Here is a 15662-nt window from a genome sequence, read left to right on the forward strand (position 1 = left end):
AATCCATTAAAATAATAGAATGATGTTTAAAGCTATACTTATTACCATATCACTTTTTATAGGCACCTCTTGCCAATCTCATGTTGCAAAGAAAGAATCTAGTCAAGAACCACAGAAAAAAGAACAGATTGTCAAACTGACAAGTCAAGATTTAGACCAGTTTGAAACTGCATATTTCGCTAGTGGTTGTTTTTGGTGTGTAGAAGCTATATTTGAAAGTGTAAAAGGAGTTAAAGAAGTGGTTTCAGGTTATTCCGGTGGGACCGAAAAGAATCCGACTTATGAACAAGTTGGAGGAGGGATGACAAGCCACGCAGAGGCTGTTAAAGTTTTTTATGACCCAAAAGTTATTTCGTTTACAGCGCTAGTTCAAGTTTTTTTTGGTTCTCATGACCCTACTACACTAAATAGTCAAGGACCAGACCGCGGAACTCAATATAGATCTGTTGCATTTTACAAAACCGATAAAGAGAAACAGGTTATTGAAGGTTATATAAAAGCCTTGAAAGACCAAAACGTTTACGATGGTGCTCCAATTACAACTGAAGTAATCGAATTTACAAAGTTTTATGATGCGGAAGATTATCATCAAGATTACGAACGTAAGCATCCGAAAAACTCATACATTACAAATGTGTCTGTACCAAGATTAAATCGTTTCAAAGAAAATTTTAAAGAATACTTAAAGGAAGACTCTCATTAATTGAGTGCCTTATATTCTAATAAAAAAATAAGCAGCCCTTTGAGGCTGTTTTTTTTTGTAGAGGTATTATATATCCAATGTTAAGCCTATTGTAGAATTACTTTACTGTATTGTGTGTTGATACTTATGGACTTATTTGAATTCTCACTACCCACATTACCTTTATAGACTACACTACCCTGATTTGTAGTTTTATCTAAATTCAGTTTAGCCGGAACTACGAATTCAGATGTAGTTCCGTTCATATAAATATTTCCTTCTACTTTAGGTAGACTGCACGTAAGCTCTGCATTTTGAAGGGTAATATCAAGAGTCTCAAAATTATCATCCATATTATGAATAAATAGTGAACCAAAATTATGGGTAATAAAAGCCGTCTTCATTAGGTTTTCAATTGTCACCTCAGAGGACCTAGAACTTAACCGTAGATTTAAAACTTCTTCTAGGTCAACGTTTTTAGAATAGTCCGCTCTCAATTGCCCATAGTTCCATTTTTGGACGCTTATAGGGGAATACGAAACGGTAACCTTGGTCTCATCCCCATCGATTGTAGCTGCACATAATTTTGCATGAGAAAGAGTAGCGTTCATGTTATTGGTATGTTCCGCAAGTTTTACCTCTCCATGACGCACATTCATTTTTATTTTAGTTGATTTGGGCATTTTAATCTTTATAGTCTTCTTTACCTTGTATTTTCTACTTTCCCCTCCTCTTTTATAATAAAAGGTATTTGAAGGATGCCTATGGTTTAGTTCTATTTCGTCTTCCATTCGCTCTTCCATGGCCTCTGCTTTCCTTTCTTCCCGCTCTGCTCTCTTTTCCAGTCTTGCTTCAATTCGTTCCTGTTGGGCTTCCATTCTCAGTTCTAACTCTTCTTCATGCCTCTCACGGACCTCTTCATGTTTTGCTTCCATTTTTTGCTGCCACTCTTGCATTCTTTTTTCATACGGATCTCCAAAATTTTTCTGAAAATCTTCTTGCCACTTTTTTAGATAGGCATCTCCCTCTCTTTCAAAAGCTTCATGATCAAAATTTGGATTTGGAACTGGGGGCATAGGTGGTTCGGGAGGCATTGGCATTTCAATCAATTCTGAAAGATCAAAATCGAATTCAAATGCATCAAACTCCTGTACTTCGGGAATTTCAATATGTAAATCCTCAATATCAATAAATGAATTCGTTAACCATGAGTTATCGTTATGACTAGTAACAACAACTTTTTTACTGTTCCCCATGATAGAGAAACCTTCTTTTTTAAAATAGGCTTCTGCCTCTTTATCTGTTGATCCTTCCAACTGAATAGTAGTTTCAATGATAACTTCGTTTTTATTCCATGTATCAAACTCAATATCTGTGTAACTGGTATTGATATCTAGAATAGCATCATCTTCAACCCTAAAACTCTCTATACTTACTCGTTCTTTTTTTTGCCCATTGGCCCCTATGCTGATGAGGCATAGGGCAACCGTTAGGGACTTAAACACTAGTCTCTGTAACTGCTTCATTTTTTGATGATTTTAATTGATTCAACTTTTCTTTAAGCCTATGTAATAATTGTAGGCGTAATTGTAGGTTTTTAACCATTGCGGTAATCGTCTGGTCATTTGGACCTATTTCGTTTAACTCTTTGCTCAACCTTCCGTATTCGTAATTCAATTCACTTAACTCTCCCATAAAACTATCTATGAGCTCTTTATTCTTATCCGAAACTTCCAGTCCTGATATTTCTAGGTTAATACTAGCCATATAATAATTCTCTACTTTTTTTAAGTCAGGCGAAAGGTCTCCCAAAGACAACTTTTCTACGCTTGTAACTTTTTCTTGTTTTTCAACTACGGTTTCTTCGGAAACAGATGAGTTACCTTGCCAAAAAAAATAGCTTCCAAAGCCTAACAGTAATACAACTGAAGCTGCGATTTTTAAATATGGAAACTTCTTTTTTCTTTGCTGCGGGAGTTCTGCTTCCAGTCGTTTAAGAAATCGTTGTTCATGGCCAGCTTTTAATTTTGGTCTGCCTTCCTCCTCTTCATTCCCAAAAATTTTCCTAATATCTTGCGCCATAATTCTTTTCCTTTAGCAATTGTTTTAAATACCCTTTGCCTCTTAAAAGCCTAGTCCGACAGGTGTTTTCGGTGAGACTTAATATTTGCGATATTTCGCCATGATCGTAACCTTCTAACAAATACATCATTACCACGTATTTATATTTTTCTGGTAATTCTTGCATCGCTGCCTTAATCTCTTTTACTGTAACACCATTATCTATAGACCAATCTTCATTTTCGGTCACTGGCAGATGACGCTCTTCAAATTCAATAGTTTCATGTTTTTTGGTCTTTAAGAAATCAATACATTTATTGATTACTATTCTTTTAAGCCACGCACCAAAAGTAACGTTGCCCTTATACTGCTCTATATGCTGAAAAGCCTTTAAAAAAGATTCTTGTAAAACATCTTCTGCATCATCCGCATTTTTCACATACCGCATCGCCACACAGAACATACCATCACAGTACTGTCGGTACAGTTTCAGCTGTCCCTTTCTGTTATTATTTTTACATTGCTCTACTACGTCAATATGAAACATTGGTCGGGTTTCGTTGTCTGTTTTGGGTCTATTCTATTATAAGGACGAAAGAAATACTCATGTGTTGCAAAAAACACATAATTTTGTAAAGATTTTAATTAGATACATTTGAAACAAGTTACAATACAATCCGAAAACATTATCCTAATCGTCCTAGATTACGGTGCTGTAATTCAAAAATTATTAATTAAGGGAACGGACGGAAACTATACCAATGTAGTTGTTGGCTTCAACTACCCTAGTGCTTATGAGAACGATAAAAAGTGCTTAGGAGCCTGTGTGGGAAGATACGCCGGGCGAATTTCTAAAGGCGGTTTTGTTTTAGACCAGCAAACCTATCCTTTGCATAACGTAAACGGTGTTCATTTACATGGTGGAAAAAAAGGTTTTGCTCAAAAAACCTGGAAATTTGAAGAAGTCAACCACGGCCCAGAACCTTTTATAAAATTATCTTATGTAAGCCAACATTTAGAAGAAGGATATCCTGGCAACTTAAAAGTAACCGTAACCTACAAAATACAAGACAATGCCTTGGTTATTGAGCATAAGGCGGAAACTGATCGCACAACAGTCTTGAATCTAACCAATCATACTTATTTTAAATTAGACTACGGAGATGGCATAACAGATTACCTATTGCAAATGAACTGTACACATTTTACAGAAAGCGACAAGGACCAATTACCTACTGGAAATTTTGTGTCAGTGAAAGGGACTCCTTATAATTTTCTAGAAGAAAGACCTATTGGAAACACCCCGTTAGATGTACCGTTCGCTATTCATCCCAAAACCAATTTGGCGGCCCGTGTTAAATCTAAAAGGTCAGGTATTACCATGACCGTGCAAACCAACCAACCTGCCCTTGTTGTTTATACACCTCCAGAATTCCCTGGTATTTGTTTTGAAACACAAAATTTTCCCGATGCTCCCAATCAAACAAACTTTCCTAGTTCGGTTTTGAAACCTGGTGAAGAATATAGTAATATATCTAAATATCACTTTTCGGTTACATAGCAAAAAAGAGCCCTAAGAAGTATGACTTCTTAGGGCTTAAAAATATAAAATGCACTTTCTATGCCTCTACCATTAAATTAAGTTCTACAGTAATATTATCTCTTGTAGCTTTACTGTAAGGACATATTTCATGAGCAGCATTAATAAGCTCTTCTCCTTTTTTCTTATCTACGGTAGGCAGAAGACAATCTAATGTCGCATCTATAAAAAAGCCATCTTCATCTTTATTAAAACCGATAATAGCCGTTACGCTAAAATCACCTAAATCATCCACCCCAAGGTCTTTTGAAACTGCTTGAAGCGCTCCTGCAAAACAGGTTGAATATGCCGCTGCAAAAAGTTGTTCCGGGTTGGTAGATTTACCATCTGTTTTTCCGTTTACGCCAGGCATTTTAATATCTAAATCTACGGCACCGTCATCACTTTTTACATGACCGGCTCTACCTCCTGTATTCGTTGCTTCCGTTTTAAAAATAGTTTTCATTACGTATAAGTTTATGATTACAATATGAAGTTAAGCTATGCAATTGTGAAATAATAGAATGAGTTATTAAATTAATGTGAAAAGCATCTTTACCGTCAAAAAAAGAATGGATTACACACCTAATGCGTAACTTAGATCAACCAATAGCAAAACAATGAAATTTTTAAAGTGGACTCTTATCACATTTGCAGTATTAGGCCTTCTCTTCTTTTTTGTAATAAGTCCTTATATGAAAACGCAAACAAAAAAAAATAGCCCTGAGAAAACAGTGGCATATGTAAAAAATGGAATGGACCTGTCAGTAACCTATTCCAGTCCATCAAAAAAAGATAGAATAATATTTGGTGAACTTGTGCCTTACGATGTCGTTTGGCGTACAGGAGCAAACGAACCTACAACCTTTTCTACAACTAGTGATATAAAAATAGCCGGTGAGAATCTTCCTACAGGAACCTATTCATTATGGACTAGACCAAGCCGCCAAAGTTGGTCTGTAATATTTAATAAAAACATACCGGACTGGGGTGTAAGTATTCTGAGCGGAGGAAAAGAAACCAACCGAGTTCCTAAAGAAGATGTGGTTGAAATTGAAATACCTACAGAGCAAACCGCAGAAACGATAGAAAATTTCACCATAGATTTTGACATGCAAAATCAACTTTACATGCTTATTTCTTGGGACAGAACGCTAGTTAAAGTACCTATTAGCAAATAAGTTTGGAAAAAAATAAAAATACATATCCAAAAGGAATTTCTGAAATTCAGAAAAAAAGAAAAAACACCATTGACCCCATTAAATTGGTTGAAGCTTTATGCAAAGGAGATAAAACCGCTCTTGGTAGAGCTATTACGCTAGTTGAGAGTAATAATAAAAAACATATTGAGGAGGCCAACGAGGTCGTTACCCAGTGTTTAAAACGGTCAACTAAAAGCATTCGTATTGGTATAACCGGGGTACCGGGCGTTGGCAAAAGTACTTTTATAGAAACGTTTGGCCAACTGTTAACGTCACAAGGAAATAACGTGGCTGTACTTACAGTAGACCCAACAAGTAGCCAAAGTAGGGGCAGTATATTAGGAGACAAGACTAGAATGGAAGTTTTAGCAAAAGACCCTAATGCTTTTATACGCCCATCTCCTTCTGGTTTATCGTTAGGCGGCGTAACGCGTAAAACAAGAGAATCAATTATTTTATGTGAAGCAGCAGGCTTTTCTATTATTTTGATAGAAACAGTAGGGGTCGGTCAAAATGAAACTACTGTTCATGGCATGGTAGACTTTTTTCTACTCTTAAAATTGGCAGGTGCAGGCGATGAGCTACAGGGCATAAAAAGAGGTATTATTGAAATGGCTGATGGTATTGTCATTAACAAGGCTGATGGAGATAACCTGGCCAAAGCAAAAATTGCCAAAATGGATTTTGAAGGGGCTTTACAGTTATTCCCGCCAAAAGAAAATGGTTGGAGACCAAAAGTGTCTTACTGCTCTTCTATAGAGAATACAGGCATTGTAGAAATTTGGAATATTATTAGCGGTTATATTGATAAAAGTAAAGAAACCGACTATTTTAATGAAAAGCGAAAACAACAAAATAAGAACTGGCTGTTTGAAGCTATTGAGCAAAGACTTAAGTCGGATTTTTTTAGCGACTCCAAAATATCAAAAGAAATAGACAGTTATGTTGAACAGGTAATTTCCAAAGAAATCTCACCTTTTTATGCCGCAGACCAATTGATAACAATTTTTAAAACCCGCTCTTAAATAATTAGCTTAATTTGCGAGCTAAACTTCTTTTGATCTGATGGATTTAGTTACCACATCCCTTCTTTCTATTGTTATACCGGTCTTTAATGAGTCCGAAAATGTTGTGCTACTTACAGAGAGTATACACGAGAGCTTGGTTGGTTACGACTACCAGATTATTTATGTTGATGATTTTTCGTTTGACGGCACCCGAAAGATTATTAAAAACATGAAAGACGATAAAGTACACCTCATTAGTCTTAAACGGAATTATGGTCAAAGTTTAGCATTGGCAGCAGGTATTGATTATGCCGAGGGTGAATATATCATTACCATGGACGGCGATATGCAGAACGATCCAAGTGATATCCCCAAAATGTTGACGTATGTAGTCAACGAAGATTATGATCTTGTTACTGGTATTCGTGCTGAAAGAAAAGATTCTTTCGTAAAAAAAATTCCATCTAAAATAGCGAATGCTCTAATACGTCGTACCGCAAAACTTGACATTAAAGATAATGGCTGTGCACTTAAAATATTTACTAAAGAAACCGCAAAAGAATTAAACCTTTACGGAGAAATGCATCGGTTTATTACTTTGTTGGCACATTTTGAGGGAGCGCGCATCAAACAAGTGCCCGTTAAACATCATGCTAGACATGCAGGAACATCAAAATATGGTTTAGAACGCATCTTTAAAGTTGTAGCAGACATTATGTTACTACTCTTCATTAGAAAATATTTTCAAAGACCCATTCATTTCTTTGGTATTTTCGGCTTTGTACTAATATTAATTGGGATAATTATAAATGCACATTTATTGGTGGTTAAATTTGGGTTGGGAGAAGATATTGGTTCTAGGCCATTACTAACATTTGGTATGATGTTCATTCTGGCAGGGATTCAGTTGTTTACCATAGGTATTGTTATGGAACTATTGATACGAACCTATTACGAGTCACAAAACAAGCGTCCTTATAGGATAAAGAACGTTACCGTTGGTGGCCAAATAAAATCGTAGATTCATTTTAAGGAACTCCTAAAACTACTTTTAACGAATATGAATAAGGTGCATTTTCTTTAATGCTCTCTTTCGGGTAGATGGATTCAAGAAATCTTTACTAAGCATTGAAACCTGATAATCATTTTCAGTAAACTGCTGGTCCCAATCAAGACCGGCATCTTTAACCCTTCGTAAATCTATATCATTTACGTAAATCCAAATATCTTTTTTCTCTTTTATATTTTTTAATGATTTATGCCTTACAGGGTGGTGGTTATAAAAATCTAGTGCCCATGTATTAAAATCAGATATGCGATAAATTTGGTCTACAGGTATTTGCTCTTCTGACACTACATTAGCCATGCTAGATCCTGCCTGGTATTTCAAAAGCTCAGGGTAAAAATGAAGATTCAATACAGAATTTAAAAGCAAAGAACTATAGATAGATATCGTAATAATTCGTAGAAAACGAGCTTCTCTTTTTAAACAGAAATAAATGATGACCATTAGTAAAACAATCAAAAGAACCGAAGCTATAAAACTTTGAAACTTGAAAACATAAAAGCAAATGAACAAAATGGCCGTAAAGACTATACTAAGAACAAAATATTGCGAACCTAAAAGTATCTTGAGAGTCTTTTTCTTATCAAACCTGATTAAATCACTTATATACGATGCAGTTAGGACAGCAAATAGAGGAATTACTATATTCAGGTAATGCGGTAATTTAAACTGAGAAAGACTGGCCACTATAAAAAAGATAACAATTGTACCTAAAGTCAAAAACTCAAACTTTGGATTATACGAAAATTTCAGTTTGAATAATGCTCTAATCCGAGAACCAACCGCAAAAAGAGCAGGAATGGTCCACGGTATAAAAACCCATAAAAAGGTATGAAAAAAGAAAAAATAGTCTTTAGACGTCTCCCCCATTGCTCCACCTGTGCGCTCTAAGCTCTGTTCCCAAAAAATAAAAAGAATACCGCTACGGTTCGCAGTTCCGCGAATAACCTTTTCTGGATGTAGATCAAACTGGTGGTAATAAGCATACAGCATTGGAGCTATGGCTATTCCAAAAAAAGCTAGTCCTACCAAAACCTTCCAACTAACTAAACTCTCCCATTTCCTGGTATAGCTCAAATGACAAATAATGGCTACGCCAATTACAAAAAGTGCAATCTGGCCTTTAGATGAAAAGGCTAAACCTGCTGCTAATCCTCCCAAAATAATAGAAAGCAACGTCCGCTTTTCAATATAAGTAGCAAACTGCCAAATAGATAAAATGGTAAAAGCTGTAAGAACCGCATCAGTTCTAACATCTATCACCGACAATACTATAGTTTGTGCAGTTAGGAAAATCAACGCTGCCAATTTCCCCGTATTTGTATTATAGAGTAGCTTACCTAAACCGTAACAACTATAAGCTCCTAATAAAGTAACTAGTATAGCCGGTATTCTATAGGCCCAGTCAAATAATCCGAAAATTTTAAAGGAAAAAGCAGCAAGCCAAAAGTGTAAATGTGGCTTATCAAGATACTGAGCGCCACCTTTTATAAGATTGACAAAGTCGTTCTCTTGAACCATTCTCATTGCCATTACAGCAAATTGGGCAGAATCTGGTTCAATTAGGGTAACAAACATTCCGGCTACGTAAACCAAAACAATTAACACCAATAAAGACCAATATCTAAAGTTTGATATCATACAGATATTTCTCTATTGCAAATATATACAACTTTGAAAATAACCAGCTAAAAAACAGTCCTATTAGAACCCCCGTTAACACATCTAACGGAAAATGAACGCCCAAATAGATTCTACTATAAGCGACTAGAAGTGCCCAAGACATCAAGAAAATTCCTATGTAACTATATTTGTGCTTTAGCACTAAGGTAAAGAAAGATGCTACGGCAAAACTATTTGCTGCATGTGCAGAAAAGTAACCGAATTTACCTCCACAGGATGATTTAACTAACCTTACCAAGCCATCCAAATCAGGGTCATGACAAGGTCGCAAACGCTGAACCCCATATTTAAAGAAATTACCTAATTGATCGGTAACCACAATTAATAGTATAACAGTAACCAAAAGAACCAAGGTCTTTTTAATCCCATATGTTTTATACGCCAAGAACAATAAGACCGCATATAACGGTATGGCGCTAAATTTGTCTGAAATAAACAACCAAAAACCATCCCATTGGGGTGTGCCCAAATTGTTCAGAATAAGGAAGAGCTCTTTATCTTGTTGAATAAGTTCTTGCCACATGATTTTTGCTATTCTTCGTATCTAGAAACTTCACGATCATAAAATTCACCGGCCTGTTCTATAAGGGTCTCTGCTTCAGATTCCAATTCTTTTTCATCTTCAGTAGAAAAGTCTTCTAACCACTCTACCTCATCGTTTTCCAGGTTGATTATGAACCTTGGATATTCAGTATGTACAACAAATATGGCTGTGGGATAATCTGTATTATCTCCTAACAAAAATTTTGGGAATTCCATCTTATGAATTTACTATTAACTTTTTAGTCAAATAATTGAAGCGAATATACAACATAACCGCCGATGCGCTAAGCCCGGTAAGCAATCCTATCCATATGCCCGTGCTTGCCAAATCTGTATATAATCCTAAATAATAACTTACCGGGAAACCTATACCCCAATAGGCTATGAAGGTTATTAATGTTGGTATTTTTACATCTTGCAATCCTCTGAGCGCACCTAAGACCACTACTTGTACTCCATCCGAAATCTGGAAAAAGGCAGCTACCAGCAATAGTTCCGCAGCCAAGGCGATTACTTCCGTATTATCGGCAACATTCATAACATCGTCCAAATCTAAATATATAGTTGGGAACCAATGTCTACCTAATAAAAATAGAGCTGCAAAAAATATTTCTAACAACAATGTGAGAAAAAATATGGATTTACCAATACGCCTCAACTCTACAAAATTGCGCAATCCTTTTTGGTTTCCCACACGAATCATGGCCGCAATACCTAATCCCATGCCAAACATAAAAGTCATACTACTCAAATTTAGCGCAATCTGATTTGCAGCCTGGGCATTCTTTCCTAGTACACCACTAAGCCATATAGCAGCTGTAAAAATCGCCACTTCAAAAAACATTTGTAATGCCGAAGGGAAACCTAAATTGATGATTTTTTTGATTACCTTTTTTTCAATAGTCTTGAAATTAAATCCAGTGACATAATCATGAAATTTCTTTTTGCTTTTGAGTATATACCAGATATATATTACCATTAAAATTCGTGAAACCAATGTACCGATTGCCGCACCTACAATACCCATTTTAGGAAAACCGAAAGAACCGAAAATCAACAAATAATTAAGCACAACGTTTACCACATTGGCCATAATTGTTGCATACATTGGGTACTTAGTTTGAGATAGTCCTTCAGAAAACTGCTTGAAAGCTTGAAATATAATTAACGGAACTAACGAAAAAGCGACCAAATCCAAATATGGTATGGCCAATGCCACCACTTCTTCGGACTGCCGCATAGAATACATTAAGGGTTTTGCAATTAATATGACTCCAAACAACATCAAGCTAAGAACAGTACATAAAACCAAACCATGCTTTAAGGCACTTTTAGCATTTGCCTTGTTCCCGGCGCCATCCGCCTCAGCAACCAGAGGAGTTATTGCTGTAGAGAAACCTATTCCTAAAGACATGGCTATGAACACAAAACTGTTACCCAAAGAAACCGCTGCCAGTTCTGCCGTACCTAGTTGCCCTACCATAATGTTATCGGCCAATTGTACAAAAGTATGGCCTAACATTCCCAATATTACGGGTACGGAAAGCTTAATATTATATTTAAATTCTTTAGTGTATTGCTGAAACAAAACTGATTTATTTGATGAAATTCATGGTAAAAACGGAGTTCCCTCCTCACCTATTTTCTATTATTTTTCAGGAATTATTTCTCGGCCAATTTGGCTTCCTCCCAAAATATATCCATTTCGCCTAATGTCATCTCCTTTAATTCTTTCCCTATTCCCTTGGCTTTTGCCTCTAGAAACTGAAAACGACCAATAAATTTTTTATTAGTGCGTTCTAAGGCATTTTCCGGACTTATATTCAGAAAACGGGCATAATTCACCATGGCGAACATAACATCACCAAACTCGGCTTCCATCTTGTCTTGGTCCTGTGCTTTGATCTCTTCCCGTAACTCAGAAAGTTCTTCCTGTACTTTTTCCCAGACCTGTTCTGGCTTTTCCCAATCAAAACCAACACCGGCAACCTTTTCTTGAATTCGACTAGCCTTTACCAATGCCGGCAAGCCCTTGGGCACACCTTCCAAAACGCTGGTTTTACCTTTACCTTCTTTAAGTTTAATGTTTTCCCAGTTGCGCTTTACATCTTCTTCACTGGTTACTTTTACATCACCATAAATATGAGGGTGACGGTTGATCAACTTTTCACATATTTCATTGCAGACATCGGCTATATCAAAATTATTGGTCTCACTTCCTATTTTTGAATAAAAGACAATATGGAGCAATACATCACCAAGTTCTTTTTTCACCTCTTCTAAATCATCTTCAAGAATAGCATCACCAAGTTCATACGTCTCTTCAATAGTTAGATGACGCAAAGTCTTCATAGTCTGTTTTTTATCCCACGGGCACTGCTCACGCAACTCATCCATAATGGTCAATAAACGGTCAAAGGCCTCTAGTTTTTGCTGTCTTGTATTCATTCCTGAAAATTTGCGTAAAAGTACAAAGACCCTTCTTTTAACGTGTCGAAAATTTAGAGTATTTTAGAAGTCTTTACTAAGATTCACCTATACCTAATTATGATTCATATAAACAGAAGACATTTCTTAAAAAAGTCAGGTTTGGCTGCTGCTGGAACCTTGTTAATACCATCCATGAGTTTCGCCATTGCTCCCAACGAAAAATTTGGAGTCCAGCTCTACTCCTTTCGTGATGAAATGGCCAAAGATGCTAAAGGCACATTAGAGCAAATTGCTTCCATCGGCATTAAAAAAATAGAATCGGCTCGTAGTAAAGAAGGTCTCTATTACGGTCTCTCACCAAAAGAAATGAAAGATACTTGTGATAGTTTGGGCATGGAACTCTGTAGCGGACATGTTGCTTTGGACAAGGATTTTGAGGATACCATGCGCCAAGCAGTAGAGTCAGGTCAGGAATATGTTATTTGTTCTTCACTTCCTAGCAATGGTCAAAACATTGATAATTACAAAAAGGTAGCTGAAGCTTTTAATAAAGCTGGTGAATTCTGTAAAAATTTAGGATTAAAATTCGGGTATCACAATCATGAATACGAATTTGAATCTGATAAAGGCGAAGTACTTTACGATGTTCTTATGGATAATACGGACCCAGACCTAGTTCACATGGAGCTGGATTTAGGATGGGTTGTTGTTGCAGAAAAAGACCCGTTACATTATTTTAAAAAATATCCCAAACGTTTTCCGTTGTGGCATTTGAAAGATATGAATATGCACGAAAAAATAAGTACTGAATTTGGTAAAGGAGGTCTTGATATTGCCAATATAATGAAGCACAAATCCGACTCTGGTGTTAAACATATTTTTATAGAACAAGAAGAATATGCCAGTACCCCTATGGAAAGCATGAAACACAACATGAATTACCTTAAAACCTTATAAACATGAAAAGAAATCAACTTCCTTTTCTCTTATCAGCTCTTATTTTGTTAGGGCTTTCCTCATGTAAATCACAACAGAATATTTCTAAAGGAATCATTGCCAAAGACGCAAAACTAACTTTGGTTTCAGATGAATATGAATTTACAGAGGGGCCAGCTGTTGACAAAAATGGCGATATCTATTTTACAGACCAACCTAATGACCGTATTGTAAAATGGGATGCTGCCAGCAATACGGTTTCTGATTACATGAAACCGTCAGGGCGTGCCAACGGACTCTATTTTGACCATGACGGCAACCTTTTGGCCGCTGCAGATGACAAAAATGAATTGTGGAGCATCTCCCACGATAAAAAAGTAACTGTTTTAATAGATGATTATGAGGAAAAAAAATTAAACGGCCCCAATGATCTTTGGGTAGATTTGGCTGGTGGAATTTATTTTACCGATCCTTTCTACAAGAGACCTTGGTGGGAACATTCAGAACCAGAGCAAACTGCCCGAAGAGTATACTACCTCTCAAAAGGAAACTCTATTCCAAGAATAGTTGCGGAGAATTTTGAACAACCTAACGGCATTATTGGCTCTCCAGATGGCAAAACACTTTACATTTCTGATATTGGTGCAAAGAAGACTTTTGTATACACTGTAGATGCCAGTGGAAACCTATCTAATAAAAAGCTCTTTACTGATATGGGTTCTGATGGTATGACGTTAGATAATCTTGGCAATGTATACCTTACGGGGGATGGTGTTACTGTTTTTAATTCCAAAGGAGAGCAAATAGAACATATAGCTGTTCCGGAAAATTGGACTGCCAATGTAACTTTTGGAGGGGCTGATCAGAAAACACTTTTCATTACCGCTATGGATTCTGCCTATACTTTAAAAATGAATGTAAACGGCGTGCGATAGTACTATTCTTAATACGAAAAATAAAAAAAAGCCATTTCACATAGTTGTGAAATGGCTTTTTCAATTGAAGTGGATTTATGCAATAGTAAGCAAGAGTTAATTCCATCCGCCACCTAAAGCACGGTATACATTAACCACAGCGCTCATCTGTTTTTGCTTGGTTTCAATAAGCTCAACTTTTGCTTCTAGCGCATCACGTTGCGTTAACAGAACTTCCATATAATCTGCTCTGGCAGATCTAAAAAGTCGATTTGATATGTCTATTGAAGCCGTTAGCGCATCTACCTCTTTTGACCTTAAATCATAGCTTTTTTCCAAGTTATCTATTTTCGCTAATTGATTAGCCACTTCAACATAAGCATTCAAAATAGTCTGCTCATAATTATAGACTGCCTGTAATTGTTTGGCGTTAGCGCCATAATATGCGGCTTTAATCGCATTTCTATTAATCAACGGAGCAGTTAAATCCCCAACTAACGAATAGAGCAGCGACTCCGGTGTTTCTAGCAAATATTTTGCATCAAAGGACTGAAACCCGATACCTGCGGAAATACCCAAAGAAGGATAGAAACGCGCCTTCGCCACTTTTACATCCAATTTTGCAGCTACCAAATCAAGTTCTGCTTCTTTAATATCAGGGCGATTATCTAATAACTGGGATGGCAGACCCAGATGCACAGTTTCCGGAACTAAATCTTCAAAACCTTTATGATCACGCTCAATTGCTTGCGGATAACGACCTAGCAAAAAGTTGATCTTATTCTCAGTCTGCACGATTTCCTGTTGTATTTCAAATTGCAAACTTTTGGTATGAAAAACCTCAGCTTCAAACTTCTTAACTGCCAACTCATTTACTTTAGCAGCGGCTTTTTGAAGTTTTACTATTTCTAAAGCATTACTCTGAATACCAATATTCTGCTTTATAATAGCCATCTGATTGTCTAAAGCCAGCAACTCATAATAAGAATTTGCTATTTCAGCAATAAGATTGGTTACCATAAAATTCCGACCTTCAACAGAAGATAGATACCGTGTAACCGCAGCTTTTTTAGCATTCCTTAATTTATGCCAAATATCAACTTCCCAATCAATTTCAGCAGCAACTAGAAAATCGCCTAACGGCTCAGGAAATTCTTCTCCAGGCCGTATGTCAGTATTCGCATCACTGGCACCTTGACTGGTATATCTTCCAACTTTCTCAAGTCCGGCACCTGCTCGCAAGCCCACAAAGGGGAGATACTCCCCTTTCTTTTCTCTAACCTCACTTTTTGCAATCGCAATTTCCTGCAAGACAATATTCAACTCTTGGTTATTGCCCAAAGCCGTATCTATAAGCGTGCGTAAATTGGGATCTTTAAAATACTCTCGCCAAGCAATGGTACCGGTATTAGTAGAATCTTGCGAACCGTTATATGTATCCGGCGTTGTAATATTGGCTTTTTTTTGCAGTGCGGCAGGGCTTTTACATGACGTAAACGTCAGGGATAGACATGCTATACCCAAACCCATATATATTATTCTTTTATACATTTTTCTGA

At 36.6% G+C, this 15662-nt stretch carries 17 protein-coding genes; 7 read left to right on the forward strand and 10 right to left on the reverse strand.

What is annotated here, in order from left to right:
- Positions 1–22: 22 nt before the first annotated feature.
- The gene (gene msrA / locus IWB64_RS00480; RefSeq protein ID WP_394370089.1) at positions 23–703 is read left to right on the forward strand and encodes a peptide-methionine (S)-S-oxide reductase MsrA; all 681 of its coding nucleotides are present in this window, start codon (positions 23–25) and stop codon (positions 701–703) included.
- An 86-nt stretch (positions 704–789) separates the two neighbouring features.
- Here the strand turns inward: msrA and IWB64_RS00485 are convergent, their stop codons facing one another.
- From IWB64_RS00485 to IWB64_RS00495, 3 genes are read right to left on the reverse strand one after another with little or no spacing between them, the layout of a single operon-like run.
- A complete protein-coding gene (locus IWB64_RS00485; RefSeq protein ID WP_194532167.1) occupies positions 790–2208 on the reverse strand; it encodes a hypothetical protein in 1419 nt (472 codons plus the stop codon).
- A complete protein-coding gene (locus IWB64_RS00490) occupies positions 2180–2764 on the reverse strand; it encodes a hypothetical protein (RefSeq protein ID WP_194532168.1) in 585 nt (194 codons plus the stop codon). Before IWB64_RS00490 ends, IWB64_RS00485 begins: the two co-directional genes overlap by 29 nt.
- Positions 2748–3290, reverse strand: a complete 543-nt coding sequence (locus IWB64_RS00495) for an RNA polymerase sigma factor (protein ID WP_194532169.1) — start codon at positions 3288–3290, stop codon at positions 2748–2750. The genes IWB64_RS00490 and IWB64_RS00495 overlap by 17 nt, the downstream gene beginning before the upstream one ends.
- Before the next feature lie 108 nt (positions 3291–3398).
- Here IWB64_RS00495 and IWB64_RS00500 point away from each other — a divergent pair, with 108 nt between their 5' ends.
- Complete coding sequence (locus tag IWB64_RS00500) at positions 3399–4304, forward strand: aldose epimerase family protein (RefSeq protein WP_194532170.1); 906 nt, start codon at positions 3399–3401, stop codon at positions 4302–4304.
- A 58-nt stretch (positions 4305–4362) separates the two neighbouring features.
- Here IWB64_RS00500 and IWB64_RS00505 read toward each other — a convergent pair whose 3' ends face one another.
- Positions 4363–4788, reverse strand: coding sequence for an organic hydroperoxide resistance protein (locus tag IWB64_RS00505; RefSeq protein WP_194532171.1), 426 nt, complete (start codon positions 4786–4788; stop codon positions 4363–4365).
- 229 nt (positions 4789–5017) lie between these two features.
- On the opposite strand from IWB64_RS00505, the gene IWB64_RS00510 reads away from it, so the two are divergent.
- From IWB64_RS00510 to IWB64_RS00520, 3 genes are read left to right on the forward strand one after another with little or no spacing between them, the layout of a single operon-like run.
- Complete coding sequence (locus tag IWB64_RS00510; RefSeq protein WP_226975771.1) at positions 5018–5503, forward strand: DUF2911 domain-containing protein; 486 nt, start codon at positions 5018–5020, stop codon at positions 5501–5503.
- Positions 5504–5505: 2 nt separating this feature from the next.
- Entirely contained in the window at positions 5506–6549 is a 1044-nt protein-coding gene (meaB, locus tag IWB64_RS00515) for a methylmalonyl Co-A mutase-associated GTPase MeaB (RefSeq protein ID WP_194532173.1), read from the forward strand.
- 40 nt (positions 6550–6589) lie between these two features.
- Positions 6590–7552 carry a glycosyltransferase family 2 protein gene (locus tag IWB64_RS00520; RefSeq protein WP_194532174.1) on the forward strand — a complete coding sequence of 321 codons (963 nt, stop codon included), beginning with the start codon at positions 6590–6592 and terminating at the stop codon, positions 7550–7552.
- A gap of 30 nt (positions 7553–7582) precedes the next feature.
- On the opposite strand, the gene IWB64_RS00525 is transcribed toward IWB64_RS00520, so the two are convergent.
- The 5 genes from IWB64_RS00525 to mazG form a co-directional block, all read right to left on the reverse strand.
- The gene (locus tag IWB64_RS00525) at positions 7583–9238 is read right to left on the reverse strand and encodes an ArnT family glycosyltransferase (protein ID WP_194532175.1); all 1656 of its coding nucleotides are present in this window, start codon (positions 9236–9238) and stop codon (positions 7583–7585) included.
- Positions 9222–9803: a phosphatase PAP2 family protein gene (locus IWB64_RS00530; protein WP_194532176.1), complete on the reverse strand. Its 582-nt coding sequence runs from the start codon at positions 9801–9803 to the stop codon at positions 9222–9224. Before IWB64_RS00530 ends, IWB64_RS00525 begins: the two co-directional genes overlap by 17 nt.
- 8 nt (positions 9804–9811) lie before the next feature.
- Positions 9812–10039, reverse strand: coding sequence for a hypothetical protein (locus IWB64_RS00535; RefSeq protein ID WP_194532177.1), 228 nt, complete (start codon positions 10037–10039; stop codon positions 9812–9814).
- A 1-nt stretch (position 10040) separates the two neighbouring features.
- On the reverse strand, positions 10041–11411 hold the full coding sequence (locus IWB64_RS00540) for an MATE family efflux transporter (protein ID WP_194532178.1): 1371 nt from the start codon (positions 11409–11411) through the stop codon (positions 10041–10043).
- 74 nt (positions 11412–11485) lie between these two features.
- Positions 11486–12271, reverse strand: a complete 786-nt coding sequence (gene mazG, locus IWB64_RS00545) for a nucleoside triphosphate pyrophosphohydrolase (RefSeq protein ID WP_194532179.1) — start codon at positions 12269–12271, stop codon at positions 11486–11488.
- A gap of 99 nt (positions 12272–12370) precedes the next feature.
- Here mazG and IWB64_RS00550 point away from each other — a divergent pair, with 99 nt between their 5' ends.
- The gene (locus IWB64_RS00550; RefSeq protein WP_194532180.1) at positions 12371–13210 is read left to right on the forward strand and encodes a TIM barrel protein; all 840 of its coding nucleotides are present in this window, start codon (positions 12371–12373) and stop codon (positions 13208–13210) included.
- Positions 13211–13212: 2 nt separating this feature from the next.
- Positions 13213–14124 (forward strand): SMP-30/gluconolactonase/LRE family protein, encoded by a 912-nt coding sequence (locus IWB64_RS00555; protein ID WP_194532181.1) that lies wholly within the window; start codon positions 13213–13215, stop codon positions 14122–14124.
- Positions 14125–14220: 96 nt separating this feature from the next.
- Here IWB64_RS00555 and IWB64_RS00560 read toward each other — a convergent pair whose 3' ends face one another.
- On the reverse strand, positions 14221–15654 hold the full coding sequence (locus tag IWB64_RS00560) for a TolC family protein (protein WP_194532182.1): 1434 nt from the start codon (positions 15652–15654) through the stop codon (positions 14221–14223).
- Positions 15655–15662: the final 8 nt, after the last annotated feature.

It is taken from the genome of Zobellia nedashkovskayae, from assembly GCF_015330125.1.
Lineage (GTDB): Bacteria > Bacteroidota > Bacteroidia > Flavobacteriales > Flavobacteriaceae > Zobellia > Zobellia nedashkovskayae.